The sequence below is a fragment of the Rhodococcus sp. LW-XY12 genome (assembly GCF_019317345.1).
Taxonomy (GTDB): domain Bacteria; phylum Actinomycetota; class Actinomycetes; order Mycobacteriales; family Mycobacteriaceae; genus Rhodococcus; species Rhodococcus pyridinivorans.
The window spans coordinates 4,912,392-4,938,913 of record NZ_CP079225.1; the positions used below are offsets into that span (position 1 = coordinate 4,912,392).

The 26,522-nt window shown below is 67.2% G+C and carries 30 protein-coding genes and 1 pseudogene; 16 read left to right on the plus strand and 15 right to left on the minus strand.

Annotated elements, in window-relative coordinates:
- Positions 1-295: 295 nt before the first annotated feature.
- Together KXC42_RS22585 and KXC42_RS22590 are read right to left on the minus strand one after the other, a co-directional pair.
- On the minus strand, positions 296-679 hold the full coding sequence (locus KXC42_RS22585; RefSeq protein ID WP_065996612.1) for a hypothetical protein: 384 nt from the start codon (positions 677-679) through the stop codon (positions 296-298).
- Between the two features lie 176 nt (positions 680-855).
- Positions 856-2,069, minus strand: a pseudogene (locus tag KXC42_RS22590) (NAD(P)-binding domain-containing protein).
- A gap of 100 nt (positions 2,070-2,169) precedes the next feature.
- On the opposite strand from KXC42_RS22590, the gene KXC42_RS22595 reads away from it, so the two are divergent.
- The 4 genes from KXC42_RS22595 to KXC42_RS22610 all read left to right on the plus strand — a co-directional run bounded on the left by KXC42_RS22595 (position 2,170) and on the right by KXC42_RS22610 (position 5,282).
- Positions 2,170-3,057 carry a metalloregulator ArsR/SmtB family transcription factor gene (locus tag KXC42_RS22595; RefSeq protein WP_064061719.1) on the plus strand — a complete coding sequence of 296 codons (888 nt, stop codon included), beginning with the start codon at positions 2,170-2,172 and terminating at the stop codon, positions 3,055-3,057.
- A gap of 18 nt (positions 3,058-3,075) precedes the next feature.
- Positions 3,076-3,393 carry a hypothetical protein gene (locus KXC42_RS22600; RefSeq protein WP_006554203.1) on the plus strand — a complete coding sequence of 106 codons (318 nt, stop codon included), beginning with the start codon at positions 3,076-3,078 and terminating at the stop codon, positions 3,391-3,393.
- Positions 3,394-3,453: 60 nt separating this feature from the next.
- Positions 3,454-4,221, plus strand: a complete 768-nt coding sequence (locus KXC42_RS22605) for a MerR family transcriptional regulator (RefSeq protein WP_039586197.1) — start codon at positions 3,454-3,456, stop codon at positions 4,219-4,221.
- 83 nt (positions 4,222-4,304) lie between these two features.
- On the plus strand, positions 4,305-5,282 hold the full coding sequence (locus KXC42_RS22610) for an arsenic resistance protein (protein WP_064061720.1): 978 nt from the start codon (positions 4,305-4,307) through the stop codon (positions 5,280-5,282).
- Between the two features lie 28 nt (positions 5,283-5,310).
- Here the strand turns inward: KXC42_RS22610 and KXC42_RS22615 are convergent, their stop codons facing one another.
- Genes KXC42_RS22615 through KXC42_RS22630 form a run of 4 tightly spaced genes read right to left on the minus strand, consistent with a single transcriptional unit; the run spans position 5,311 to position 7,971 of the window.
- Positions 5,311-5,766, minus strand: a complete 456-nt coding sequence (locus KXC42_RS22615; RefSeq protein ID WP_219129631.1) for an arsenate reductase ArsC — start codon at positions 5,764-5,766, stop codon at positions 5,311-5,313.
- 45 nt (positions 5,767-5,811) lie between these two features.
- Positions 5,812-6,462, minus strand: a complete 651-nt coding sequence (locus KXC42_RS22620; protein WP_006554200.1) for an arsenate reductase ArsC — start codon at positions 6,460-6,462, stop codon at positions 5,812-5,814.
- A 25-nt stretch (positions 6,463-6,487) separates the two neighbouring features.
- Positions 6,488-7,528 (minus strand): ACR3 family arsenite efflux transporter, encoded by a 1,041-nt coding sequence (gene arsB / locus KXC42_RS22625; RefSeq protein ID WP_006554199.1) that lies wholly within the window; start codon positions 7,526-7,528, stop codon positions 6,488-6,490.
- Between the two features lie 35 nt (positions 7,529-7,563).
- Positions 7,564-7,971, minus strand: a complete 408-nt coding sequence (locus tag KXC42_RS22630; protein ID WP_006554198.1) for a helix-turn-helix transcriptional regulator — start codon at positions 7,969-7,971, stop codon at positions 7,564-7,566.
- Positions 7,972-8,035: 64 nt separating this feature from the next.
- On the opposite strand from KXC42_RS22630, the gene KXC42_RS22635 reads away from it, so the two are divergent.
- The 6 genes from KXC42_RS22635 to KXC42_RS22660 all read left to right on the plus strand — a co-directional run bounded on the left by KXC42_RS22635 (position 8,036) and on the right by KXC42_RS22660 (position 13,294).
- Positions 8,036-8,452 carry a low molecular weight phosphatase family protein gene (locus KXC42_RS22635; RefSeq protein WP_006554197.1) on the plus strand — a complete coding sequence of 139 codons (417 nt, stop codon included), beginning with the start codon at positions 8,036-8,038 and terminating at the stop codon, positions 8,450-8,452.
- 29 nt (positions 8,453-8,481) lie between these two features.
- Positions 8,482-8,877: an arsenite efflux transporter metallochaperone ArsD gene (gene arsD, locus KXC42_RS22640; protein ID WP_006554196.1), complete on the plus strand. Its 396-nt coding sequence runs from the start codon at positions 8,482-8,484 to the stop codon at positions 8,875-8,877.
- Positions 8,878-8,931: 54 nt separating this feature from the next.
- Positions 8,932-10,728 (plus strand): arsenical pump-driving ATPase, encoded by a 1,797-nt coding sequence (gene arsA, locus KXC42_RS22645; protein WP_006554195.1) that lies wholly within the window; start codon positions 8,932-8,934, stop codon positions 10,726-10,728.
- A gap of 207 nt (positions 10,729-10,935) precedes the next feature.
- Positions 10,936-11,943 (plus strand): hypothetical protein, encoded by a 1,008-nt coding sequence (locus KXC42_RS22650; RefSeq protein ID WP_119274230.1) that lies wholly within the window; start codon positions 10,936-10,938, stop codon positions 11,941-11,943.
- Entirely contained in the window at positions 11,940-12,494 is a 555-nt protein-coding gene (locus KXC42_RS22655) for a DUF6308 family protein (protein WP_006554193.1), read from the plus strand. Before KXC42_RS22650 ends, KXC42_RS22655 begins: the two co-directional genes overlap by 4 nt.
- Entirely contained in the window at positions 12,482-13,294 is an 813-nt protein-coding gene (locus KXC42_RS22660) for an SURF1 family protein (protein ID WP_039958570.1), read from the plus strand. The genes KXC42_RS22655 and KXC42_RS22660 overlap by 13 nt, the downstream gene beginning before the upstream one ends.
- Positions 13,295-13,741: 447 nt before the next feature.
- Here the strand turns inward: KXC42_RS22660 and KXC42_RS22665 are convergent, their stop codons facing one another.
- The 9 genes from KXC42_RS22665 to KXC42_RS22705 form a co-directional block, all read right to left on the minus strand.
- Complete coding sequence (locus tag KXC42_RS22665; RefSeq protein ID WP_033098568.1) at positions 13,742-14,089, minus strand: DUF3703 domain-containing protein; 348 nt, start codon at positions 14,087-14,089, stop codon at positions 13,742-13,744.
- Positions 14,086-14,601, minus strand: a complete 516-nt coding sequence (lspA, locus tag KXC42_RS22670; protein WP_051121673.1) for a signal peptidase II — start codon at positions 14,599-14,601, stop codon at positions 14,086-14,088. The genes KXC42_RS22665 and lspA overlap by 4 nt, the downstream gene beginning before the upstream one ends.
- On the minus strand, positions 14,598-16,556 hold the full coding sequence (locus tag KXC42_RS22675) for a cation-translocating P-type ATPase (RefSeq protein WP_033098567.1): 1,959 nt from the start codon (positions 16,554-16,556) through the stop codon (positions 14,598-14,600). Before KXC42_RS22675 ends, lspA begins: the two co-directional genes overlap by 4 nt.
- Positions 16,553-16,915 carry a helix-turn-helix transcriptional regulator gene (locus KXC42_RS22680; RefSeq protein WP_081263498.1) on the minus strand — a complete coding sequence of 121 codons (363 nt, stop codon included), beginning with the start codon at positions 16,913-16,915 and terminating at the stop codon, positions 16,553-16,555. The genes KXC42_RS22675 and KXC42_RS22680 overlap by 4 nt, the downstream gene beginning before the upstream one ends.
- Positions 16,916-16,973: 58 nt before the next feature.
- Positions 16,974-17,573: a cadmium resistance transporter gene (locus KXC42_RS22685; protein ID WP_006554188.1), complete on the minus strand. Its 600-nt coding sequence runs from the start codon at positions 17,571-17,573 to the stop codon at positions 16,974-16,976.
- Positions 17,574-17,769: 196 nt separating this feature from the next.
- On the minus strand, positions 17,770-18,291 hold the full coding sequence (locus tag KXC42_RS22690) for a M56 family metallopeptidase (protein WP_162273076.1): 522 nt from the start codon (positions 18,289-18,291) through the stop codon (positions 17,770-17,772).
- Positions 18,252-18,686 (minus strand): hypothetical protein, encoded by a 435-nt coding sequence (locus KXC42_RS22695; protein ID WP_006554186.1) that lies wholly within the window; start codon positions 18,684-18,686, stop codon positions 18,252-18,254. Before KXC42_RS22695 ends, KXC42_RS22690 begins: the two co-directional genes overlap by 40 nt.
- Positions 18,683-19,060, minus strand: coding sequence for a BlaI/MecI/CopY family transcriptional regulator (locus tag KXC42_RS22700; protein WP_033098566.1), 378 nt, complete (start codon positions 19,058-19,060; stop codon positions 18,683-18,685). The genes KXC42_RS22695 and KXC42_RS22700 overlap by 4 nt, the downstream gene beginning before the upstream one ends.
- Before the next feature lie 109 nt (positions 19,061-19,169).
- Positions 19,170-19,850: a metal-dependent transcriptional regulator gene (locus tag KXC42_RS22705; protein WP_081263500.1), complete on the minus strand. Its 681-nt coding sequence runs from the start codon at positions 19,848-19,850 to the stop codon at positions 19,170-19,172.
- Positions 19,851-20,137: 287 nt separating this feature from the next.
- Between KXC42_RS22705 and KXC42_RS22710 the strand changes: the two genes are divergently transcribed.
- The 6 genes from KXC42_RS22710 (at position 20,138) to lnt (ending at position 26,449) form a co-directional block, all read left to right on the plus strand.
- Positions 20,138-20,770 (plus strand): TlpA disulfide reductase family protein, encoded by a 633-nt coding sequence (locus tag KXC42_RS22710; protein WP_006554183.1) that lies wholly within the window; start codon positions 20,138-20,140, stop codon positions 20,768-20,770.
- Positions 20,767-21,390, plus strand: a complete 624-nt coding sequence (locus KXC42_RS22715) for a TlpA disulfide reductase family protein (protein ID WP_051121670.1) — start codon at positions 20,767-20,769, stop codon at positions 21,388-21,390. Before KXC42_RS22710 ends, KXC42_RS22715 begins: the two co-directional genes overlap by 4 nt.
- A gap of 2 nt (positions 21,391-21,392) precedes the next feature.
- Positions 21,393-22,208, plus strand: coding sequence for a cytochrome c biogenesis CcdA family protein (locus tag KXC42_RS22720; protein ID WP_033098587.1), 816 nt, complete (start codon positions 21,393-21,395; stop codon positions 22,206-22,208).
- Positions 22,205-23,821, plus strand: a complete 1,617-nt coding sequence (locus KXC42_RS22725) for a cytochrome c biogenesis protein ResB (protein ID WP_006554180.1) — start codon at positions 22,205-22,207, stop codon at positions 23,819-23,821. Before KXC42_RS22720 ends, KXC42_RS22725 begins: the two co-directional genes overlap by 4 nt.
- Positions 23,822-23,824: 3 nt before the next feature.
- Positions 23,825-24,802 (plus strand): c-type cytochrome biogenesis protein CcsB, encoded by a 978-nt coding sequence (ccsB, locus tag KXC42_RS22730; protein ID WP_006554179.1) that lies wholly within the window; start codon positions 23,825-23,827, stop codon positions 24,800-24,802.
- 69 nt (positions 24,803-24,871) lie between these two features.
- Positions 24,872-26,449: an apolipoprotein N-acyltransferase gene (gene lnt, locus KXC42_RS22735; RefSeq protein WP_006554178.1), complete on the plus strand. Its 1,578-nt coding sequence runs from the start codon at positions 24,872-24,874 to the stop codon at positions 26,447-26,449.
- Positions 26,450-26,522 lie beyond the last annotated feature (73 nt).

Consider the following 26,522-nt stretch of genomic DNA (forward strand, 5'->3'; position numbering starts at 1 on the left):
GCCGCCGACGGCGATGTCGCTGGATGGTCCCGGGGCCAGGAGATGCGAATCTAATATCGTGCCGCTGATTGTGCCCCGGGGTCTCCCCAATCATCGTTTCGTCCGCTACGTTCGACCACCTGTCAGTTCTCCTGGACGCGAGAGCGTTCCGCTGTATCCCCTACAACCGGCGACTCGTCAGATCAGAGTTCTCGTTGACACTGGCACCCTCGAACAATCCTCGGTGGAGGCGCTGGTAGCGCTCTTGACGAGGAGCGAGATCGAGTCCTGCCTTGTCGTTCAGAACGACGACGATTCACCATCCGATTGGATGAATGCTCTCGGCATCGACCGGTGGTACCGCTTTCACTTCACTACCGTGGACGAGGCTCCCCGAAGGGGTGACTCCTCGGTCGTGGGGGTGGAGGGGTTTGTTGGCGTTGACCAGGTGCTGGGCGCCACAGGACACTTCTTCGGTGTCTACTCGCAGCTCGACCATCACCGTGGTGAGGTAGCCGCTGGCCACGATGAGTTGTCGATCGCCGACCGCCATCGAGCGGCTGCGTTGGCCAGTGCCGCAGGCACACTGGGCGCCGATGTAATTGTCACGGGTGCTCGCACGGCTGGACGACACGACGTAGCCGACAACGACATAGCGATCAGCCTTTCCCCGGATCAGTTCACCCGGCTTTTCGGTCACTATCTCCGGATAACCGGGAACCGGGACTTGGAGGTTTCCTTCGGACAGCTGGTCGGCGGTGGAAGCTACAGGCGCACGCACAGCGCTCGATCAGTCACCGACATGTACGAGGCGGGCATCGATGCGTCGGCGCCGCATCTGACTGCGATACGAGTGATGGCCTTGGGAGCGGGGGATCAGGGATTGGTCGATTCGTCGAAGACTCCGGCGCCGCCGCACACCCCGGTGTCGGGCAGGGTCAGCTCGACCCGGGCCGCGGCGTCGTGGTCACCGGCCAGGGCGGCGGCGATGCTGCGGACCTGCTCGTATCCGGTCATCGCCAGGAACGTCGGGGCCCGGCCGTAGCTCTTCATGCCGACGACGTAGAAGCCGGGTTCGGGGTGGGAGAGCTCGGCGACTCCGTGCGGATAGACGGTGCCGCAGGAGTGCACGTTTGGGTCGATCAGCGGGGCCAGCGCGGTCGGGGCCTGCAGGACCGGGTCGAGGTCGAGGCGGATTTCCGAGAGCCACGACAGATCGGGGCGGAACCCGGTCGAGGCGATGACCTCGCCGACGGCGTCGATGCGGGCGCCGGTGTCAGAGACCAGCGTGAGCTGACCGTCGGTGGTGGGTTCGACGGCGGCGGTGCGGAAGCCGGTGACGACCTCGAGGAGTCCGGCGTCGACGGCCGTCTTGGCGCGCAGCCCGACGTCGCCGCGGCGCAGCACCCAGGTCAGCCGGGTGCCGGGGGTGGTGCGGGCGAGTTCGGCCAGCGCGACGATGGCATTGAGCGTTGAGTGGCCACTACCGGCGATGACGGTGTGCCGGCCGGCGTAGCGGGCGCGCACCGCGTCCTCGCCCAGGTCCGGGACGCGGTAGGTGATCTTCTCGGCGGCGGCGCGCTCGCCCAGGGCGGGCAGTCCTTCACCGCCGAGGGGGCTGGGGGTGTCCCAGGTGACCGAGGCGTCGATCACGGCGCGGGCGAGCAGGCGGGATTCGGTGCCGTCGCGGTGGCGTACGTGCACCGACAACGGTTCGGTGTCGCGTCCGGCGTCGACGATCCGGTCGCGGCCGCGGCGGGCGATGCCGATGACCTGGTGGTCGAGCCGGACCGCGTCGCCGAGGGCGTCGGCCAGCGGGGTCAGGTACCGGCCGGCCCAGTCCTGGCCGGTGGGGTAGGAGTCGACGCCGGGGGCGCTCCAGCCGGTGGTGTCGAGGAGACGCGGGCTGCGGGGTCGATCAGTTCGGCCCAGCGGGAGAAGGTGTGGACGCTGTGCCACTGCGTGATGGCGGCTCCGGCGCTGGTACCCCGCTCGAGTACCAGCGGCTCGAGGCCGCCTTCACGCAGGTGAGCGGCGGCGGCCAGGCCGATCGGTCCGGCTCCCACCACGACGACGGGCAACTCGCTCATAACAGATCCTTTCATCGATGGGTATCGATCTAAGCTGCCGCCAGAATATAGATGGGCATCGATGAATGCAGCCATCGATGCCGATCGATATAGTGGGGGTATGACATCACTCGGCCTGCCGACCCCGGCCATCCCCGGCGCGGAGGTGGACATCGACGCCCTGAGCCCCGAGGACGCGGCCACCTACGCCGGGTGGTTCGCCTGCCTGGCCGAGCCCACCCGGGTGCGGCTGCTGCACCACGTCGCCGCCCGCCCGGCCGGCATCACCGTCGGGGAACTCGCCGAGATCCTCGGGATCGGCCAGCCCACCATCTCCCATCACGTCCGCAAGCTCGCCGACGTCGGCTTCGTCACCACCGGCAAACACGGCACCAGCACCGTGGTGATGGTCAACCCGAGTTGCTGCAGCGACCTACCCAGTGCCGCCGACGCGGTCATGGGTGTGCTCACCGCACGGCCGTGCTGCCCCGAGGACGTCCCGGCCGACGTGAGCGTGCGCCCGCTCGCCGACCGCGATTGGGAGGCGGTGCGCCGCATCTACGGAGAGGGCATCGCCACCGGTACCGCAACGTTCACCACCGAGGTTCCCACCCGCGAGGTCCTCGAGGACCAGTGGCTGCCCGGGCATCGGTGGGTCGCCGAGATCGAGGGCCAGGTGGTCGGCTGGGCAGCGTTGAGCCCGGTGTCGGGGCGCGAGTGCTACCGGGGGGTGGCCGAGAACTCGGTGTACGTCGGCGACGGCATGCGCGGACGCGGGGTCGGCAAAGCGCTGCTGCGTACCCAGGTCATCGCCGCCGATCAGGCCGGACTGTGGACGCTGCAGACCTCCATCTTCCCGGAGAACCGTCCCAGCCTCGCCCTGCACCATTCGGCGGGGTTTCGCACCGTCGGTGTGCGCGAACGCATCGGCAAACTCGCCGGGGTGTGGCGCGATACGGTACTGCTCGAACGCCGCTCCGAGTCCGTTCCCGCCGCTGACAACCACTGACGAACGGGACCGACCGCCATGGATATCGAACTGCTGTACTTCGACGGCTGCCCGAACTGGCAGCTCGCCCGCGACCGCCTCGCCGAGGCCCTGGCCGCAACCGGCAACGCCGGCACCCCGATCCGGCTGCGCCGTATCGAGACCCCGGAGGCTGCTGAGCGCGCCGCCTTCGCGGGCTCCCCGACGATCCGCATCGACGGGATCGACCCGTTCGGTCCCACCGAGGGTGTCGGGTTGACCTGCCGCGTCTACCGCACCGCCGACGGACCCGGCGGCGCCCCGAGCACCGCGGAGCTGATCGACGTGCTCCGCCGGGTCGAAGGTCGGCAGGGCTGAGCCGGTGTCGGGCTTGACCTTCGAGTCGACTCGAAGGTTTACCGTCGAGGAGTGAGCACGATGCTGATCTCCCAGTTCGCCGAACACACCGGTGTCCCGGCCACCACCTTGCGGTTCTACGAATCCGCAGGACTGGTCCCGGCGGGGCGCACCGACAGTGGATATCGCGTCTACGGAGATCGGGATGTCGACCGCGTTGCGTTCATCCAGGCGGCCAAGCACGTGGGACTCCCCTTGGGTGAGATCCGCGAACTACTGGCGGTGTGGGAGCACGATCCCTGCGCCGAGGTCCGTGCGCAGCTACGCCCGAAGATGGCCGCTCGCCTGGACGAGGCCGCCACCCGGACCGCGGAACTCGCCGCCTTCACCGACACGCTTCGGCATGCTCTTGCCCAGCTCGACGACCTGCCTGATCGCGCCGAGCCGTGCGATGCCGGCTGCGGATTCCTTGCGCCGCAGCCCCGCACCCAGGTCGTCGACCCTCCTTTCGCTGCGCCTGGCGCGGCGATCACCGTGCCGGCCGACCCGCCGATTGCCTGCTCCCTCGACGCCGCCGACCACGGGGAACGTGTGCACCGGTGGCAGCAGGTACTCGTCGACGTTGTCCGCGAACCCGGTCCGGCGGATGTGCGACTGCGCCTGCCCATCGACCGAGTCGGTGCACTCGCCGAACTCGCCGCCGCCGAGCAGCACTGCTGCCCGTTCTACGAATTCGACCTGCATCTGCGCGGTACCGAAGTGATCCTCGACGTGGGGGCACCGGCAGCGGCTGCAGAAATGGTGCGCGCGTTGTTCGGCGACGGCACGAGCGCCCCACCTGCTCGCTGACCACCGGTCCCACATCCCTGGCTTTCACAGCCGGTCCCCACTGCTGCCTCGCTCGACCCGCCTCGAAAGGCCTCTACCAGCGCATGTCCGCGACCCAGTGGCTCGAACGCCACCAGATCCTCGTCTACCTCGGTGCCCTGGTGACCGGCGCCGTCGTGGGACTGACCCTGCCGGATTCCTCGTCGGTGTTCGAAGCGAGCATCTACCCGCTGCTCGGGGCACTGCTCTACGCCACCTTCCTGCAGGTGCCGTTCACCACACTGGCCGAGGCCGTCCGCGACCGCCGGTTCCTCACCGCGGCCCTGGTTCTCAATTTCGTCGTCGTCCCGCTCGTCGTCGCCGCCCTGACGTTGGTGGTGACATTCCCGCAGGCCGTGCTGCTGGGCATCCTGCTGACCCTGCTCACGCCCTGCATCGACTACGTCATCGTGTTCTCCGGTCTCGCCGGAGGTGACAGCAGGCGACTGCTTGCCGCCTCACCGCTGCTGATGTTCGCCCAGATGGCGGCACTGCCGCTGCTGTTGTGGCTGTTCATGGGATCAGAGCTCACCGATATCGTCGACGTCGCACCGTTCCTCGAGGCGTTTCTCATCCTGATCGTCGCACCGCTCGCCCTGGCGTGGGTCACGCAGGCCCTGGCTGCACGGCGCCGTGTCGGTGTCGTGCTCACCACCGCGTTCACCGCGGCGATGGTTCCACTGATGGCCGGAACCCTGTTCGTCGTCGTGGCTGGTCAGATCCCGAAAATTCGCGACGAACTCCACCACGTCGGCACGGTCATCCCCGTCTACGCCGCCTTCTTGATTCTCATGGCCGGACTCGGATTCATCGCGGCACGAGTGTTCCGGTTCGACGTCGGCCGCTCACGTGCGTTGATCTTCAGTGGTGCCACCCGCAATTCGCTCGTGGTACTTCCGCTCGCGCTCGCCTTACCGGCCGGCTATGCCCTGACCCCCGTCATCGTCGTCACGCAAACCCTGGTCGAGCTCGTCGGCATGGTCCTCTACGTCCGGCTCGTGCCACGCATGGTTCCCGACACACCGACAGCATCTCTGCCGTGAGGCATCGCTCGCACTGTCGATGATCAGGTCATCGACAGTGCGGGGACGCTGATGCGCGGGCGACGTTTGGAACGAGCTCGGCGATCAGCGCCTCGACCTGGGCCTTGATCTCGTCGCGGATCGGCCGCACCGCCTCGACCCCTTGCCCGGCCGGGTCCTCGAGCACCCAGTCCCGGTAGGACTTGCCCGGGAATGTCGGGCAGGTGTCGCCGCACCCCATGGTGATCACCACATCGGAGGCCTGCACTGCGTCGACGGTGAGGATCTTCGGATTCTGCGTGGAGATATCGATCCCCACCTCGGCCATCGCCTCGACCGCAGCGGGGTTGACCTGCGCGGCCGGAGCGGAGCCGGCGGAGCGGACCTCGATCCGATCCCCGGCCAGGGCGGTGAGGAACCCGGCGGCCATCTGGGAACGGCCGGCGTTGTGCACGCACACGAACAGCACCGACGGCGTGCGATCGGTGGCGGAGTGGGTGGTCATGAAGTGGAACGTCCTTTCGTAGAGGAAGGTCAGGCAGAGACAAGATCAGACAGAGACAGCGCCGAGCTCGGTCAGCAGGACACGGACCCGGGCATCGATGTCGTCGCGGATGCCGCGCACCGCCTCGAGCGACTCGTCTTCCGGGTCGAGCAGCGACCAATCGAGGTAGCGCTTGCCCGGATACACCGCGCAGGCGTCACCGCAGCCCATGGTGACCACCACGTCCGCGGCCGCCACCACATCATCAGTGAGCGGTTTGGGGTATTCGGCGCCGAGATCGAGCCCGATCTCGGCCATCGCCTCGACGACAACGGGATGGATCGACGATGCGGGCGCCGATCCGGCGGAGCGCACATGCACGCGTCCGACGCCGTGGTGGGCGAGCAACGCCGCCGCCATCTGGGAGCGGCCGCTGTTGCGCACGCACACGAACAGCACCTCCGGTACGTCCTTGGTGATCGCACCGTCGGCTTGTGCCAGCGCGGTGAGGCGTTCGCCGGCGAACCGGGTGGCCAGGGCGGTCAGGTGCGTGTGGATCTTGGCGGTGCGGCGCAGCGCAGCGTACGACTCGAACACCATCCGTTCCACGGTCTGCGGGGAGAACACCCCGGCGTACTTGTCGGCGAGGTGCTCGGCGGAACGCTGCAGCACCGCCTGAGGCATGAGCAGTTCCGGTTGTGCGGGGTGTGAAGACATCGGTCGCCTCCTGGCGTATCGACTTTTACTGCACAGCAGGGGTATTTGAACTCTTGAAACGCTTGCGCAGCGCCAACGAGACATAGATGAGGGCGACGAGGATCGGCACTTCGATCAGCGGACCGACGACACCGGCCAGAGCTTGACCCGAGGTGACACCGAAGGTGCCGATCGCCACGGCAATAGCGAGTTCGAAGTTGTTGCCCGCAGCGGTGAACGCCAAGGTGGTCGTGCGCTCGTAACCCAGACCGATCGCGGCGCCGAACAGGAACCCACCGCCCCACATGAGGACGAAATAGGCGAGCAGCGGCAACGCGATCCGCGCGACGTCCCACGGCTGCGACGTGATCTGCTCGCCCTGGAGCGCGAACAGGAGCACGATCGTGAACAGCAACCCGTACAGCGCCCACGGTCCGATCTTCGGCAGGAATGTGTCTTCGTACCAGTCACGGCCCTTGGCCTTTTCACCGAAGTGCCGGGTCAGGAAACCGGCGACGAGCGGGATGCCGAGGAAGATCAACACCGATTTGGCGATCTGCCACGGGGAGACGTCGAAAGCGGTCTGCTCGAGTCCGAGCCATCCCGGCAGCACCGAGAGATAGAACCAGCCGAGGACGGCGAACATGATCACCTGGAACACCGAGTTGATCGCGACCAGCACCGCGGCGGCTTCGCGGTCGCCGCACGCGAGGTCGTTCCAGATGATGACCATCGCAATGCAGCGTGCGAGGCCGACGATGATCAGACCCGTACGGTACTCGGGCAGATCCGGCAGCAGCAACCACGCAAGGGCGAACATCAGCGCCGGGCCGAGTACCCAGTTCAGAATCAACGACGAGATCAGCAGTTTGCGGTCGCCGGTGACGGTGTCGAGACGGTCGTAGCGCACCTTCGCGAGCACCGGATACATCATGATCAGCAGACCGAGGGCGATCGGCAGCGAGATGTTGTCGATCTCGAGGACGCTCAGAGCGTCGCCGAGCCCGGGGATCATCCGGCCGAGCAGCAGGCCGACGACCATGGAGATGCCGATCCACACGGCCAGGAAGCGGTCGAGGGTCGACATTTTTCCTGCCACAGAACGGTTTTCGGTGGTGGTGGTCACGAAACGGTCTCCTGATGAGGTTCGGCCGGGGTGCACGCACAGGTCGATCCGGGTAGCACCCCCGATTCGGTGGCCAGCACTGCGGACAACTGCTCGAGCGCGGCAGGGATCACCCGGTAGTACACCCAGGTGCCGCGGCGTTCGCAGTCGAGCAGTCCGGCTTCGCGCAGCACCTTGAGGTGGTGCGAGATGGTGGGCTGGGACAGGTCGAAGGCGGGACTGATGTCGCACACGCAACTCTCGCCGCCCTGGTGGCTGGCGATCATGCTGAGCATGCGCAGGCGCACCGGATCGCCGAGGGCCTTGAACATGCGGGCCAGGTCGCCGGCCCAATCGGAGGTCAGGGGCTCACGCGAGAGTGGAGGGCAGCACAGCTCGGCCTCGCTCGACATCTGATTCGACATACGTCTATATTGACTTCTATCAATTCAATCGTCAACCCGAGTCCGTCGGAAAGGACCACCCCTCGTGCCCACACCCTCGGTGCTGTTCGTGTGCGTGAAAAACGGCGGCAAATCCCAGATGGCTGCCGCCCTCATGCGCAAGACCGCAAGCGACCGGATCGTTGTCCATTCGGCCGGCACCACGCCCGGCTCGTCGCTCAACGCCCTGTCGATGCAGGTTCTCGAGGAAGTCGGGGCACCCACCGCGGGCGAGTACCCCAAGCCGATCGATCCGCAGCTGCTGTCCGAGGTCGACCTCGTCGTCACCCTCGGCGGCGAAGCCCACGTCGACGCGCCCGCCGGCGTAGTCGTGGAGAACTGGGACATCGACGAGCCGTCCGAGCGCGGCGTCGACGGTATCGAGCGGATGCGTCTGGTCCGCGGCGACATCGCCACCCGCGTCGACGAACTCGCCACCCGGCTACTCGACGCGACCCGCTGAGCACCTACCCCAACCAGGAGCAGAACACCATGAGCACGATCGCAGTCTTCGAACCGGCCCTGTGCTGCAACACCGGCGTGTGCGGCGAGGACCTCGACCAGAACCTGGTCACCTTCACCGCCGACATGGCCGCGCTGACCGGGCAGGGCGCCACCATCACCCGCCACAATCTGGCCAACGACCCGCTCGCGTTCGCGCACAACGAGACCGTCACAAAGTTCCTCGAACTTGCCGGATCGGACGGTCTTCCGCTGGTGCTCGTCGACGACGTCACCGTCGCCACCGGGCGTTACCCGACCCGCGCCGAGCTCGCCACGTGGGCCGGACTCGATGTTCCCGCCGCAGCGCCGTCCGGGGTGACCATGCTCGGGCTCGCCGACGACAACGACTCGTGCTGCACACCGGACGAGTCCACCTGCTGCTGACCACCCAGATCCGCACCCGCCCGCCGATCCGTCCGACGAGGAGTATCTGCTGCCATGACTGCCACCGACCCGACGTTCCTGACCGACCCACCCAGGTTCGTGTTCTTCACCGGCAAAGGCGGGGTCGGCAAGACCTCCATCGCGTGCGCGTCGGCGCTGCGCCTGGCCCGAGCCGGCAAGAGGGTGCTGCTGGTCTCGACCGACCCCGCGTCGAACGTCGGGCAGGTCTTCGGTCTGAGCATCGGCAACACGATCACCGAGATCCCCGCGGTGCCGGGGTTGTCGGCGCTCGAGATCGATCCCGAACAGGCCGCCGCCGCCTACCGTGAACGCATCGTCGGCCCGGTCCGCGGATTGCTGCCCGACGCGGAGATCGCGTCGATCACCGAACAGTTGTCCGGCTCGTGCACCACCGAAGTGGCCTCGTTCGACGAATTCACCTCGCTGCTCACCGATCCCGACGACCGGGTCGCCGGGTTCGATCACGTGCTGTTCGACACCGCCCCCACCGGCCACACCATCCGGCTGCTGCAGCTGCCCGGCAACTGGACCGAATTCCTCGATAACGGCAAGGGCGACGCGTCCTGCCTCGGGCCGCTCGCCGGCCTCGACAAGCAGAAGGCCATGTACGCCGGCGCGGTCGAGGCGCTGTCGGATCCCGGTCGCACCCGCCTGGTGCTCGTCGCCCGCGCCAACCGCTCTGCGCTGACCGAAATCGCCCGCACCCACGACGAACTCGCCGCGATCGGCATGACGAGACAGCATGTGGTCGTCAACGGCGTGCTGCCCGCCCCCGTCGACGACACCGATCAGCTGGCCACCGCCGTGCATCACCGCGAACAGGCGGCGCTCGCCGCGGTTCCCGCCGCGATCGCGGCGCTGCCCACGGATCTGGTCGCCCTCAAGCCGGTGAACATGGTCGGTCTCGACGCTCTGGCCACCCTGTTCGACATCACCACGGCCTCGAGTGCCGTCGGCGTCGATCCGGACGTCGCGGCGGTCACCGATGCTTCCCTGGCGGATCTGGTCGATGAGATCGAGTCCGACGGGCACGGTTTGGTGATGTGCATGGGCAAGGGCGGGGTCGGTAAGACCACCGTCGCCGCCGCGATCGCGGTGGCACTGGCCCGCCGTGGCCATGACGTGCACCTGACCACCACCGACCCTGCCGCGCACCTGACCGACACTCTCGCCGGGGAACTCGACCATCTTGAGGTCTCCCGCATCGACCCCCATGAGGCCAGTCAGGCCTACCGCAACCGGGTGCTGGCCGCCAAGGGCGCCGGGCTCGACGACGCCGGCCGCGCCACCCTCGCCGAAGATCTGCGGTCCCCCTGCACCGAAGAAGTCGCGGTGTTCCAGGCGTTTTCGAAGGTCATCCACGAATCACGCCGCAAGTTTGTCGTCGTCGACACCGCCCCCACGGGTCACACCTTGCTGTTGCTCGATGCGACCGGCTCGTATCACCGTGAGATCGCCCGGCAGATGGGCGACGGCGGACGCTTCACCACTCCTTTGATGCGGCTGCAGGACCCGGCACAGACCAAGATTGTGCTGGTCACGCTCGCCGAGACCACTCCGGTGCTCGAGGCCGCCGGTCTGCAGGGCGATTTGCGACGCGCCGGTATCGAGCCGTGGGCGTGGGTGGTCAACAACTCTCTTGCCGCAGCGGAGCCCACCGCACCGCTGCTCCGCCGGCGGGCCGTAGCCGAACTCGAGCAGATCGACAAGGTCCGGGGTGAGCTTGCCGACCGGTACGCGGTGATTCCGCTATCCACCACCGAACCCGTCGGAATCACCGCGGTGGGATCCTTGGCCGAACTGCGTCCGGAACCGTCGCCGGTGCAGTAGCTACCTGTAGAGGATTCAGCGGAACTTCTCCCGCGGAAGTCCGTCCACAGGTCTACCCAGAATCGGGAGCTACTCGCCGCTCGAGTATTGAAACTCGATGCTGCGACGATGTATCGGACATTATCGCCCACCCTGCCGCCTGAATACCCGTGGAGAAGAACTGTGCCGACTGTCCTTGCGTCCGACACCACCGATCTTGTGTCCGCGGTGGGTGCGGCTGTCGGTGGTGGTGCGACGGTCGTGGCCGCAGCGGCGGCGGTCGCCGCAGCTTTCGTGGCTGTTCGCACGTTGCGGGCGACGAAGCGTGACAGTCGGGACCGATCACGGCCGATGGTCGGTGCTGAATTGGTGATCGATCCTCAACTATCTGCTCGGACGGCGTCTCTGGTCGTACGCAACTTCGGACCCTCGGTGGCGTACAACGTCAAGGTTGAATTCGACCCACCACTGGCTGAGCAACCTACCCACAGCGGCCAGCCGAGCATCATCGCATTCCTCCTCAAGCGCTACGCCGACCCCATCCCCACCTTCATGCCCGGTAACGAACTGTTCAACATCTATTTCATCGGCAAAGAGGACCCGGACGACCCCGACCGGTCCATCCGCAACGATGAACAGATCCCCGATCGAGTCACCGTGACCATCACCTACGGATCTGCCCCCAACGAGCGTGATACCTACAGCGACACGTTCGTGCTCGACATGAGCGTTCATAGGTGGGGAACATTCTCGACGCACTCGGACTCACTGCACTCCCTGCAGAAACGCTCAATACAGGCATTGGAGAAGATCGCCCCCGCGATGGCGCACCTCGCCACGGACATCGGACGGATCGAGGAGTACCTCAAGCCCGAAAAGATCCGAGCACAGCAGGCCGTCGAAAAGATCGAGGAATGTCGCCAGATGCGCGAATTGAGCCGCCAGATGCTCGGAGACCGTTCTCCGTACGCGGACGAGGATGGAGAAGAGCGGCATGCCACCAACCCGCTGAACTCGAACGCCTTACGGTCACCCGGTGACGACAGCGTCCCGGACGGAATCCGCTCGCTCCAGGACCTGCGGGCACTCGCTCGCACGATCCGCATCTCGAGCCGGCCGGACCCGACGGAAATCGCCGCTGCGACGACCGCAGACACGTCCGCTGCGACTCCATACACCGATCTGGGAGGCATCAACGACACCGACCCGGACCCGGCCGGGCGGCAGAAGCCATGAACCGCACCCGCGGCGAGGACGGGGCCACCGTGTTGGTGATCGCCGGACGCAGCATCGACATCGACACCGCGACCGCCAAGGCCCACGGCTATCCGGCGGTGACCGTGGCCCGCTACGACCTGCCCGGACCCGGAGCACTCAAGGAGATCACCGCCGACGAGATCGCCCGCACCCACAAGGTGCGCTCCCGCATCAGCCACGCCCAACTCGACTGGTTCATCCGTACCGCCGTCGACGCCCCGTGGGCGGCGGCGCCGATCGAAGCACAACTGGTCGAGGCCGACCCGAACATCAGCGGCGAGCTCTACGACCGGGCCGAAGCCCTCTACGACCATTTCCGCACGGCCGCGCCCCGGCGCGTGGGGGTAGCCAAGATCAGCAAGGTGCTCCACCTCAAACGCCCCGGATTGTTCCCCATCCTCGACTCGAAGGTCAGGTGGGTGAGGTCGAGGTGGAGGCGCCGCAGCAGCTGGGCGTTGAGCGCGTCGAGAGGGGATGCGATGGCAGAAGAGTCCACTCTGGGGTCTACCGTGAACAAGTGCGCCGTGTGATGTTTCTTCTCCGTCCGAGCTGGTTCATTCTGGCCGTGGTGGTAGTCGGTTTCGCGTATGGGTGCTTCACCCTGCTCGCCCCGTGGCAGCTGAGCAAGAACACGAGCACCGAGGATCGGAATGCGCGGATCTCGGCATCGATGGCGCAGGACCCGGTCCCTGTCGCCGAGCTGCTCGGCGGTGACAGTGCGACGATCGACGACGAGTGGAGGCGGGTCGTCGCGCAGGGCTCGTATCTGCCCGACTCTGATGTGCTCGTCCGGTTGCGCAGCGTCGAATCCCAACCCGCGTACGAAGTGCTCACGCCGTTTGCGCTGGGTAATGGTCGGACGATTCTCGTCAATCGAGGTTATGTGCGTCCGGTACGCGGTAGCGAGGTCCCCGCAATCCCCGCCGCACCGGGCGGAAATGTCTCGCTCGATGCTCGGATCCGCAAGTCCCAAGGCACAATGGACGGCAAGGAGCCCTTCACTGACGCGGGCTATCAGCAAGTGTATTTTATCGACGCGCCGCAGGTCGCGGCTGTGACGGGTCTCGAACTCGAAGACGTCTACCTACAACTCGATGCTCACCAGCCGGGCGGGCTCGGAGTCATCCCACTTCCCCAACTTGATGCGGGTCCGTATCTGTCGTACGGGCTGCAGTGGCTCGCGTTCGGGATCATGGCCCCAATGGGACTGGGGTATTTCGTGTGGGCGGAGTTGAGGGAACGCCGCAAGGTGAAGGCCACCCGAACCGACGACGAGACGCCGCTCTCCGCGAGCGAGAGTCTCGCCGCCCGGTACGGCCGGCCGCGGTAACCGAGCCCAACGTTGTGCTCCGATTCGACAGTCCACGAGCTACGCGGGCAGCGACGGCCATCTTTGGACCGCGCACATTTCAGCATCAACGCCCAGCGGTTCCTCATGCTTCGAGCAAAAAAGTTCCAGCACACAAAGTGCCGTGCCGGTTTCGGGATCTGCTCTGTAGAATGAGACGGAAGGTTTTCTTCCCTTCTGAGGGAAGGGAGAGTCAGGTCGCAGGACTCGTTCACCTCGGTTCGACGGTATGAGGGCAAGTCGAGTCCTGCGATTCTGGCCGCCACATGATTGCCCGGACCTCAACATAATCCGTGTCTGCGCAGCACAACGTGCGGGTGGTCCCTGACTGGCCCCTTTCGAACTCGGACAGCAAGTAGTAGATGAGGAAGACGGTGCACTACCGGACTTGTTGTTCCGTCTGACTCAATCGCAGCGAGAGGCGCGGTGTCAGGTGGGTCGAGTGAGCATCGAAACCAGATCCTCCGGGACCTGCATCGGGGTCATCAGCCCCGCCGAAGTACGCCCGGTGTTGCCTTGAGGGTAGCGGCCCAGCGCCGAGCCGGGAGCGGCGAGCAGAATCCGCACGACCTGGCCCACAGCCTCGCGGCGATCACGCTGGCGCAGCGCCAAGGTGAACATGGCGAGGTGGTTGCGGGTGTGCGGCCACGGGTAGGGCTGGGACAAGATGTGGGCGCGTTCGAGGTGGCGCCAGCGCCTGACATCGTCGCTGCTATGTCGAGCGGCGGTCATCTCCGCGGTGTAGAGGGTGCGCAGCTGTTCGGGCATTCGACTCATGAGATGTGGTCCCTGTTGGAGGTTGCGAGAAGCAGGGCGCCGACGACGAGGACAACACCGCAGGTGATGTAGGTGTCGGCGAGGTTGAAGGTGGGCCACCACCCGGTGTGGAAATAATCGGTGACTTTGCCATCAAGGAAGCGGTCGACGACGTTGGCGGTGGCGCCGGCGACGATCGCGGCCAGGCCGATGGTCTGGATCAGTGGACTGTCGAGTGCAGTGCGCCAGGCGAACACGCCGATCGTCACGGTGAGGGCAGCGGTGACGGCAAGAACGACGGTAGGGGGGAGCTGGTCACCGAGACTGAACGCGACCCCGGTGTTGTAGGCCAACCGTAGTTGCAACAACCCGAAATCGATTGCCCGCCCACCGGACAGCGCGTCGCGCGCCACCGGATCGAGGGCCAACGCGACCGCAGCCAGGGCACCCACCAGCACGACGAGAATACCTCGGCCGCAACGCCGCCTGCCCACGGGCACTACGGACGACACGGAGTTGTCCTTATCTGTCATGACCGAGCTCCGGCGACCGGCACGGATGACTTTGTCGATTCTGTTGTCGCGGTCAGGCTCCGGGCGTGTCCGGCGCGCACCCCGTTGGCGATCACAATGATCTCGGCGATCTCGTGGACCAGGACGACGGCGGCCAGCCCGAGTATCCCGAACAGGGCCAGGGGCATCAGGACGGTGATGATCGCGAGCGAGAGGCCGACGTTCTGCAACATGATCGTCCGGGAGCGTCGGGCGTGCTGCAGGGCTTGGGGTAGGTGCCGCAAGTCCTCACCCATCAGGGCGACATCGGCGGTTTCGATGGCGACGTCGGTGCCCATCGCGCCCATCGCGATCCCGAGGTCGGCGGTGGCCAGGGCCGGGGCGTCGTTGACGCCGTCGCCGACCATCGCCGTCGGCCGCGTACCGCGGAGAGTGTCGATGATGCGGGCCTTGTCCTCCGGACGCAGATCGGCGTGGACCTCGTCGATGCCGACGGCGGCGGCCAACGCTCGTGCGGTGCGCTCGTTGTCGCCGGTGAGCATCGCCACGGTGTAACCGTCGCGGCGCAACTCAGCGACGACGTCGCGGGCTTCGGGGCGCAGTTCGTCGCGCACCGCGACCGCGCCGATCAGGGCGCCGTCGCATTCGATGAGCACCGCGGTGGCTCCGGCGTGCTGCATCCGCTCGATATCCGCGGCCAGGGGGCCAGGATCGATCCAGCCGGGCCGGCCGAGCCGGGCGGGGATGCCGCCGACGTGTCCGGTCAGTCCGGCCCCGGGGACCGCATCGACGTCCTCGGCCGGGGTGTAGTCGTCGACGGCGGCGAGGATCGCTGCGGCGAGGGGGTGTTCGCTGCGGGCCTCGAGGGCGGCGGCGACGTTCAGGACGTCGCCGCGGGTGGCGCCGCCGGTGGTGGCGACGTCGATGACCTCGGGGCGGTTGCGGGTCAGGGTGCCGGTCTTGTCCAGCGCGACGGTGCGGATCCGGCCCAACGCTTCGAGGGCGGCACCGCCCTTGACCAGGACACCGAGCTTGGACGCGGCGCCGATCGCGGCGACCACCGTGACCGGGATCGCGATGGCCAGCGCACACGGGGACGCGGCGACCAGCACCACCAGGGCGCGTTCGATCCACACCAGCGGATCGCCGAACACGCTGCCGATCGCGGCGATCAGCGCCGCGGCAACCATCACCCCCGGAACCAGAGGCTTGGCGATCTTGTCGGCCAGACGCTGGGCCTCGCCCTTGCGGGACTGCTCGGCCTCGACGATCCGCACGATCTTGGCCAGCGAGTTGTCCTGCGCACCGGCGGTGACCTCGACCTCGAGAACGCCGGTGCCGTTGATCGAGCCGGCGAACACCTCGGAGCCCGGTGCGGCCTCGACCGGGACGGATTCGCCGGTGATCGCGGAGGTGTCCAGGGCGGTGCGGCCGGTGCGGATGGTGCCGTCGGTGGCGAGCCGCTCCCCGGGTTTGACGATCATGATCTCCCCGAGCACCAACTCTGCGGGGGCGACGGTCTGTTCACGACCGCCACGCAGGACGGTGGCGGTGTCCGGCACCAGATTCAGCAGGGCGCGTAGGCCGCGGCGGGTGCGGGTGACCGCGTACTCTTCGAGGCCCTCGCTGATGGCGAACAGAAAGGCGAGCATCGCGGCCTCGCCGACCTCGCCGAGCAGCACGGCGCCGACGGCGGCGATCGTCATCAGAGTGCCGACCCCGATCTTGCCGCGGGCCAGGCGTGTGAGGGTGGAGGGGACGAAGGTGTAGCCGGCGACGATCAGCGCCAGGGCTTCGAGGGTCAGCTTCACCGGGTGGGGGCCGTCGGTCCACCCCACGACCAGGGCGGCAACCAGCAGCAGCCCGGCGACGGCGGCCGCCCGAATCTCGGTGACCTGCCACCACTTGTCGGGCTCGTGGTCTTCCTCACCCTCGACGCGGGGTTCGTCGTGGCCGCAACCGCACGCGTCACTCACGACTTCTCCCCGGTGTCGGTGCTGTAGTTCGGGCACAGCGCGACGGCGTTGCCCGTCGCGGCCAAGAGGGTTTCGGCCGCGGCGAGCAGATCGAGCAGTTCCGGTCGGGTCAGCGAGTAGAACACCTGCCGGCCCTCGGGTCGGCCCTGCACCAGACCGCAGTCCCGCAGGCACGCCACATGCGCGGAAATCGTCGACTGCGCCAAGTCGAGCGCGCCCACCAGATCCGCCACGCGGGCTTCACCGCCGGCGAGCCGGCGCACGATGGCTAGGCGGGTGCCGTCGGAGAGGCTGTGGAACAACGCCACTGCCGAATCCACGGATTCGCGGGCGTGGCAACCCACATCATTGATCGTCATATGACGATAATAACCGGCACTCAACGATATGAATAGGTCGGGTCACCGGCGGGCATCCTCACAGCCCGAATGCATCACCCTCGGCGAGAATGAACACGCCGAGACCGATCAACACGATCGGAAACAGCACGTGTTCCCAGCGCTCAAGAACCTCGGCGATCGGCTTGCGGGTGGCGAGGTAGCGCGCCGCGATGACCAGAACTGCAACCAAGGCCAAAAAGACGATCGAGTAGGCCACCACCGCGGGGGCTCCGACAGTGACGAACACCGGGACGTAGACCCCGATGTTGTCGCCTCCATTGGCGAACGTAACCGCGGCGACCGTCCCTACCGCGACCTTCTTACCGGCGGTTTTCTGTTCGTCGTCCTCCCCTCGCCCCCGCCATGCCCGCCATGCGGCGTACGCACCCAGAAGCAGAGGGATCAGACCGAAGTAGGCGATCACCTCCTCCGGCAAGAAGGTCGTCGCCCCCACTGCGACCAGAACGGAGGCGGCGAGGATGGCGCCGAATCCCAGATACTGTCCCACCAAAATCGCTGTGGTGGTGCCCCCAACCCCGGCTCCTCGAGCGAAGAACAGCGACAGCACGATGATGTCGTCGATATTGGTCACGAGAAACAGGCCGACCGCCTGCAGGACGGACGCGAGCAGATTCATGAGCACCTTTCGACCCGGCGCCCGAACCCGTCCGCTTACGAGCGATCCGGGAAGACAGCAACGCTTCGGCGCACACCTATAATCGATTGAAGGGGATTATATCGGGTTTCGACGATGACAGAGTCGCCGCCCTGGTGGGATCGCCCTCGGCCACGCCGGCCCCCGGCCCCCGGGACCTCGGGTGCCGCCCAACGCCTCAATCCATCAAGGTGCACATCAACGGCCCCGCAAGGACAGTGACGATGACGGCCCCGAGCAGGACGGTGACGCCGAGACGAACGAGCGGCGGAGGCGGGCTGACCAGCCGCGCGGCGCGGGCGGTGAGCCCACCGCCGCCGCCGAGGGTACCTTCCGGGGCCGGATGCCCACCCAAGGCGAGCAAACCGCCGAGGAGGGCCCGCCTTCCCTGTCCGCGGACCGACACGTCGTCAGCGCACATCTCGAACAGACGCCCGATCTCGGTGGCGCCGACCCGGAACAGGGAAACCCCGGGCAGTGCCGCTGCCACACTGTGGACGACATCGAGCACCAGCGAGTGGCGGCCGCCGAGGTGGGCTCGCTCGTGCGCGAGGACGGCGGCGAGCTGCCGGGGATCGAGCACCGCCAACGCGCCACGGGTGATCACCACCGATCTTTCGCGTCCGGCTATGCAGTACGCCACTCGTTCCTCGGAGTCGATCACCACTGCGTCGAGATCGGGGATGCGACGTCCGACCATCCGGGCCAGGTGGGCGTGCTCATGGGTGCGGGCTCGGCGGCGCTGCACACCCCGGCAGATCCGCCACGCCCCGACGACCCCCACGGCCGCCCCCCGGACAATACGATTCCCGACAGCAGACGCATGTCTGCGCCGGAGTGCTCGCCGACGCTTGTCGAGAGCGCGCCGACACAGTCGACGATCCATCGAGCGGCGTCACCACCTCTGCCGAGCACGTCGACGAGGGCAATCGCCACGGCAGCGGTTGCGGCGACGGACACACCTGTGATTGCGCTCAGCCAGGCGGCCACGCCCAGGCGCGGGGCGATCCCGGCGGCGGTCAGCCGTGCCAGGACCACGGGACCGAACACCGCGACGGCGGCGGCGTAGAGCAGCAGGCAGAGGACGGGGATCACGCGGTGTCCTCGCCGCCGGACAGTCGACGCAGTGCTTGGCGCAGGCTCGCCGACTCCTCCGCGCTCATCTGCTCGACGAAGTGGGTCAAGACCAGATCGGTCTGCCCGCCCGCGTCGAACACCTCGCGCATCAGCCGAGCCGTGTGTTGTTCCCGGCTCAGTGTCGGCCAGTAGGTGAATGCCTTGCCGGTGCGGACCCGTGCCAGCCACCCTTTGCGGTACAGGTTGTCCATCGTCGACATCACCGTGGTGTAGGCGATGTCGCGGTGCGCGGCGAGAGCGTCGAAGATCTGCCGGACCGTGGTGGTGCCCTCGCGCTCCCAGATCCGGTCCATCACCACGGCCTCGAGTTCACCGAACCCCTTCACCCGCACCGTTGCCTCCGCTTTCGTGTCTGCCGTTCTCCCAGGGTAAGGCGGGCCGGATGCGTCCGCGGCCGGTCACCGCCGTTGACCCTCCCGATCACCCGGATCGACCGTGCACCTACTGAGCGCAACCGAGCGGATGGATGTGCCGGTGGCCGGCGGTGTCGAAGTGCACCAGGTCGGTGACCGGATCGAGCACCACGTCGGTCAGGACGGTGTGCAGGCCGATGTGGACTCCGGTCAGCAGTCCGAGCGCCACCGAGTCGTGATCGGCGATGCGCCGAACGGTGAATCGTCGACAGGGCAGGACGGCGGTCAGAAGATCGGGCCACGACTCGGCGCGGTCTTCGGTCGGGAACGGGATGGGACTGCCGAACGGGTTCGACCGCGGATATCCCAGGACCCGGACGAGTCGGACCTCGAACAGTATGCCGACAACATGCTCGAGCCGGTCGGCCTCTCTCGGGAGTTCGATCCACAGCAGGGACAACTCCGGTGCCCTGAAGGTCTTCACCGGGCAGTTCCGCCGCACCACGTTTCTCGCGTGTTGTCGGCCGTGGCCGGTCAACTCCGCTCGGTGCGCCGTGGGGCGGACGATCAGATCGGCGGCCCCCTGGCGTCGGTGCATGGTTGACACTGCTGACAGCCTCCAGCCCAGACGGGCTGCCCGCGCCGTGGTCGAGGTTTCTTCGCAGCGGCCGCTCCGACGGTAGAGGCTCGCAAGGTAGTCCTCCACCGCCTCGAGGTGGTGAACCCGCCACGGGCGCCACAGCGGAGGTGAACCGGTCGTTTTCGGCATGAACGCTTCCTTGCTGGACGAGCCCAGGACCAGCGTTCCCGTCTACATCTACTATCTACGTACGGAGATAGTAGATGCGCGAAAGCGGCGCATCGCGATCGAGGAGGAGGTGAAACATGCAGGAAATGATTGCGAATTTGCAGGCGCTGTGGGACTGCCACGTGATGATGCTCAGCGGCGCATGCCAGATGTGTGCGTCGATGATGTGCTGCTGATCCCGACCGGTCGTCCGATCGAAATACTATCTCGCGTAGTATTTCGGTCGGACGACAACGGAGAGGGGCCACATGTCTACCAGAGCCGCATGGTCGATCACGTGTCTGTTCGTGATCGTCGCGTTCGTGGTGGCGCTGTGGCCCCAACGGGAGGACGACACCGTGACCCCAGCCGATTCCGGGCTACAGCCGACCGCGGTATCCGCCCGCCCCGCCCCGGCACGCAACGCTCTGCCCGACCCGGGCGCGACCCCGCCCTGCCCGACCGGCACGGGCATCGGGGCTGCAGGTCCCCTGGCGGAGGTGACGGTGCGGTGCCTGGGTTCGGACCGCCCCGTCGATCTCGGCGGCGCCCTGGCCGGGGAACCGGCCCTGCTCAACGTGTGGGCCTCGTGGTGCGGACCGTGCCGGGAAGAAATGCCCGTGCTCGATGCCTACGCCCGCGAGCCCGGCGCGGTGCGGGTGATCGGGATCAACGTGCAGGACACCGCGGGCTCCGCCGCGACGCTGATGACCGACCTGCGCATCGGCTACCCCTCGTTCGTCGACACCGACGACCGGGCACAGCAGGCACTGGCCGGCCCACCCGTGTTGCCGCTGACCTTCCTTCTGCAGCGCGACGGTTCGGTGGACCGGATCGCCGAGCCCGCGGTGTTCACAGGCCCGGACCAGGTCCGTGCCGCGGTGAACGGGCTGCTGCGATGACCGGCGTAAAGCCGACAGGCGGCCGGCCGTCTCGACTGCTGGGCCGAGTGGTCCTGGCCGTGGTGGTGCTGGTGGGGGTGAGCGGCTGCGGCACCGGCTCCGACGCCGTCGCCCAGGGTGGCACCTTCGATTTCGTCGCCCCCGGTGGACAGACCGACATTTTCTACGATCCGCCGGCCGACCGCGGCACCCTCGGCGCGCTCTCCGGCCCGGACCTGATGACCGACGGCGTCACCGTCGACCTGGCCGATTACGCCGACCAGGTGGTCGTGCTCAACCTGTGGGGACAGTGGTGCGCCCCGTGCCGCAGCGAAGCCGACGATCTCGAGCGCGCCTACGCAGCCACCCAGGATCTGGGAGTGCAGTTTCTCGGTATCAACGTCCGCGATCCCCAGCGCGACAAGGCCCAGGACTTCGTGATCGACAACAATGTGTCCTACCCATCGATCTACGACCCGCCGATGGCGACCTTGACCGCCCTCGGTGGCGCCTTTCCCACCAGCGTCATCCCGTCCACGCTCGTCCTCGACCGGCAGCATCGCGTCGCGGCGGTGTTCCTGCGGGCCCTGCTGACCGAGGACCTGCAACCGGTCATCGAACGCGTGGCGGCCGAACAGTGACCGTGACTGTGCTCGCGCAGGGAATCGGGGCGAGTTTCCAGACCGCGGCCGCGTCCGGGCCGCTGCTGTTGGCGGTGGGCGCCTGTCTGTTGGCCGGGTTGATCTCGTTCGCCTCTCCGTGCGTGGTGCCCCTGGTGCCCGGCTACCTGTCGTATCTGGCCGGCGTCTCCGGCGCCGAAGCACCGGCCCTGACCCCTGCCGGTGTAGGCACCGCCGGGGTACACACCACGGGCCGGTGGCGGGTCACCGGCGCCGCCGGCCTGTTCGTCGCCGGTTTCACCGTGGTGTTCGTGCTGGCCACCGCCTCGGTATTCGGGGTGATCGGGGCACTGCGGATCAACCAGGAACTGCTCCAACGCCTCGGCGGGGTGATCACCATCGTGATGGGCCTGGCCTTCATCGGCCTGATTCCGGCATTGCAGAAGGACACCCGTTTTGCGCCCCGGCGCATCTCCTCACTCGCCGGCGCCCCGCTGCTCGGTGGGGTCTTCGCGCTGGGGTGGACACCGTGCCTGGGCCCGACGTTGGCCGGGGTGCTGTCTGTGGCGGCCGGCACCGAAGGCACCACCGCCGCCCGCGGAGTGCTGTTGATCGTCGCGTACTGCCTGGGACTGGGACTGCCGTTCATCGCCTTGGCGTTCGGTTCGTCCTCGGCCCTGCGCGGTGTCGGATGGCTGCGCCGCCACTCTCGCACCATTCAAATCGTCGGCGGCGTGATGCTCCTCGCGGTCGGCATCGCTCTGCTGACCGGGGCATGGGAGTTGTTCATCGCGTGGATCCGGGATGAGTTCGTCACCAGCGTGGTGCTACCGATATGACCCTCACCGACCGGAATCCGGCACCACCGCTACCGAGTCCTCCTCCGTGGCGCCGCGCCCTCGCCCAGGCCCGGAACCTGTGGCGTCAGCTCACCTCGATGCGCACCGCCCTGGTGCTGCTGTTCCTGCTCGCGGTCGCCGCGATCCCCGGGGCGCTGCTCCCGCAACGCAACCTCAACGTCGGCAAGGTCGACGAGTACATCGCCGCCCGCCCGGTTCTCGGCCCGCTCCTGGACCGACTCGAAATGTTCGACGTGTTCGCCAGCTTCTGGTTCACCGCCATCTACGCGCTGCTGATGATCTCGCTCATCGGATGTCTGCTCCCGCGCCTGCGCGAGCATCTGCGGGCGCTGCGCAGTGAGCCGGTCGCGGTACCGCGCAATCTGTCCCGGCTGCCGCACCACCACCAGGGAAAACTCGACACTCCCATCGACGACACTCTCGAGCAGGTACAGACCGTGCTGCGCCGGTGGCGAACGGTCACCCGCACCGGCGACGACGGGCACCGGTCGATCTCCGCCGAAAAGGGCTACCTGCGCGAGGCCGGCAACCTGGTCTTCCACTTCTCCCTGGTGGGGTTGTTGGTGGCGGTGGCCACCGGCCGGTTGTTCGGGTACGAGGGCGCGGTGATCGTCATCGCCGACGGCGGTCCCGGGTTCTGCAACACCTCCCCGGCGGTGTACGACTCGTTCCGAGCCGGTACCGCCACCGACGGCACCGGACTCGAGCCCTTCTGCGTCAGGGTCGAGGACTTTTCCGCCGACTACCTCGACAACGGCCAAGCGAAGATGTTCACCTCGAACATCTCCTACCAAAACGGAGAGGACTTGGGCACCGACCGCTGGCAGCAGCACCGACTGCGGGTCAACGAACCGCTGCGCCTGGGCAACGAACGGGTCTACCTCACCGGCCACGGCTACGCGCCCCGGTTCACCGTGACCTTCCCCGACGGACAATCGCGCACCGAAACATTGCAGTTCGCCCCCGAGGACGCCACCACGTTCCTCAGCAGCGGCGCCCTGCGTTTCGATCCGCCCGGCGGCACCTACCCGGATCCGGACGAGCGCCGCCGCAACCAGATCGCGCTCGAAGGGCTGTTCGCGCCCACCGCAGCGTTCGACGGCACCTTGCTGACCTCGGTGTTCCCCGACATGTTGGATCCGGCCGTGGCCATCGACATCTACAAGGGCGATACCGGCCTGGATACCGGCATTCCGCAGTCGATCTTCAAGCTGAACTCCGAAATGATCAATCAGGGCCGGTTGGTCAAACAGGACCGCGTCAACCTGAAGCCCGGCGAGTCCACGACCCTGGCCGACGGTACCGCGGTACGGTTCGACGGCGCCGAGGAATTCGCCTACCTGCAGGTCTCTCATGATCCCGCGCAGAACTGGGTGCTGGTCTTCGCAATCACCATGATGGGCGGACTTCTGGCCTCGCTGGTGATCAAGCGCCGCCGGATCTGGGTGCGGTTGCGCCCTGACGGCGCCGGCACCGCCCTCGAACTGGGGGGATTGGCCCGTACCGACCAGGCCGGGTGGGGTTCGGAGTTCACCGACATCTGTCAGCGCCTGCTACCCGATGTGCCCTCTGCTCCGAAGGAAGACCGATAGCGTATGCCGATTGACGACACCCTCGCCCGCTACTCCGACCTGAGCTTCGAAACAGCCTTCGCCATCTACTTACTGGCGCTGGTGCTGTTCATCGCCGAATTCGCGGCCGTGCGGGTGCGCCGTACCGCACCCATCCTCGCGGCCGCCACCACCTCTGCCACTTCTACCACCTCTGCGGTCCCCGCCGACAGGCCGGGCCGGGTCGCCGAGCCACCCCGGCGGGACCTTTCGGACCGGCTCGGCCGCATGGGCGTCAGCGTCCTCGTGATCGCCCTGATCTTGCACGTTGGTTCGATGGTGCTGCGCGGGCTGGCCACCGCGCGTTTCCCCTGGGGCAACATGTACGAGTTCGTCACCGTCACCTGCGCGGTGGGCGTACTTGCCGGGCTGATCGTGCTGCGCCGCCCGGCGCTGCGCGTGCTGTGGGCATTCGCGCTGATCCCGGTGCTGATCCTGCTGTTCGTCGCTGGCACCGTGCTCTACGCCGATGCCGCCCCGGTGGTGCCGGCGCTACAGTCTTTCTGGCTGCCGATCCACGTCTCGGTCGTGTCCGTCTCGAGCGGAGTTTTCCTCGTCTCCGGGGTGGCCAGCACGCTGTTTCTGCTGGCGTTGAACGCCGAAAAACGCCCGGATACCCGGCTGGCCCGACTCATGCAACGGCTCCCCGACGCCCGCGCCCTCGACCGTCTCGCCTACCGCACGACGATCTTCGCGTTCCCCTTGTTCGGTGCCGGGGTCGTCCTCGGCGCGATCTGGGCCGAAGCCGCCTGGGGCCGGTTCTGGGGCTGGGACCCGAAAGAAACCGTCTCGTTCATCGCATGGGTGATCTACGCCGCCTACCTGCACGCCCGGGCCACCGCCGGCTGGCGGGAAACCCGCGCGGCCTGGATCAACATTGCCGGGTTCGTATCTATGCTGTTCAACCTGTTCATCATCAACATGGTGGTCTCGGGGCTGCACTCCTATGCCGGACTGAACTGACACACCCTGGGCATGTGTACCTGTGTGTACAGGGGTCTGCGCGTCCGCCTAATAGGAGGGAACTCGTCGATGAGTGAGGGGGCCACCACCGTGGCGCTCCCTACCTCGGTGCGCCGCCGCGGACCGGAGTTGTCGGTGCCGGTGCGTAGTGCGGCATCGATTCTGGCCGGGCTGATGCTCTATGCCAGTTTCCCACCCCGCACGGGATGGTGGTTGGCCCCGCTCGCCATTGCCGTGCTCACCGCCGTACTGCACGGCCGACGCAGGCGCGCCGGCTTCGGCTACGGCTACCTGGCCGGGTTGGGGTTCTTTCTGCCCTTGCTGCCCTGGGTCGGTGTCTACGTCGGACCAGTGCCCTGGTTGGCGCTTGCAGCGATCGAGGCGCTCGCGGTCGGGATATTCGGCGCCCTGGCCGCGGCGCTCAGCCGCCGCCCGGCGGCCCCGGTATCGATTGCCGCCGCCTGGGTGGTCACCGAAGCAATACGCGCACGGATTCCGTTCGGAGGATTTCCGTGGGGACGGCTGGCCTTCGGGCAAGCCGAGGGGCCACTTCTGCAGCTGGCTTCCCTTGCTGGGCCTGCCGGTGTGGGCTTCGCCGTCGCGGTGATCGGCACCGCGGTGGTCACAACCGTGATCGCTGCGCGCGAGCGGCGGCCTGCGGTCGCGATGGGTTCGATGCTGCTGGCAGCGGTCGCATTTGCGGCGGCACCGCTCGTCGGGATGCGCGACTCCGCCCGCTTCCCGGCATCGACGGTCACGGTCGCGGCCGTGCAAGGCAACGTGCCGCGAATGGGGCTCGATTTCAACGCCCAGCGTCGGGCCGTGCTCGACAATCACGTCGCGGCGACCGAACGACTTGCCGTCGACGTGGCGTCGGGTCGCGCGCCCCGGCCGCAGCTGGTGGTGTGGCCGGAGAACTCCTCGGACATCGATCCGCTGCGTCAGGCCGATGCCCACGCCGAGCTCGATGAGGCCGCTGCCGCCATCGGCGTGCCCATCCTCGTCGGTGCCGTGCTCGACAACGGGGACGGCACCAGCGGTAACAGTGCGCTGGTGTGGGATCCGGTGACAGGTCCCGGGGCCCGGCACCTCAAGCGGCGCCTGGTGCCATTCGGGGAATATCTGCCGCTGCGCCCGGTGATCGAGCGCCTGTGGCCGGCGGCCGCGCAGGCAGGCCGGTTCATCCCCGGAGACGGTACCGGCCGGGTCGAGCTCAACGGCGTACCGGTGGGGGTGGCGACCTGTTACGAGGTTGCCTTCGACGATGCGGTTGCCGAGTCGGTGCGGGCAGGCGCCCAGTTGCTGGTAGTGCCCACCAACAACGCGACCTTCGGCCGCACCGAGATGACCTACCAGCAGCTGGCCATGTCTCGGCTACGGGCGGTAGAGCACGGGCGGTCCGTGGTGGTCGCGGCTACCAGCGGCGTCAGCGCTCTGATCACTCCCGACGGCGCGGTCACCAACCGCAGTGCGATGTTCACCGCCGACGTCCTCGTCGGTGAGCTGCCCCTGGGTACCCGACTGACCTGGGCGACCCGGCTCGGTTCGGGCCCTGAGGTGCTCGCCGCCGCGGCCGTGATGTGGATCCTGCTCATCGGTCGCCAGAAGGCCCACACCCACCCAATTACTAAGACAGGTAGTTTTTAGCGCCTTCTTAGTATATCGTTTCGTTATCTTACCCGTCGCGGCAACGGCGGATCTACATCGAAAGAGCATGTCA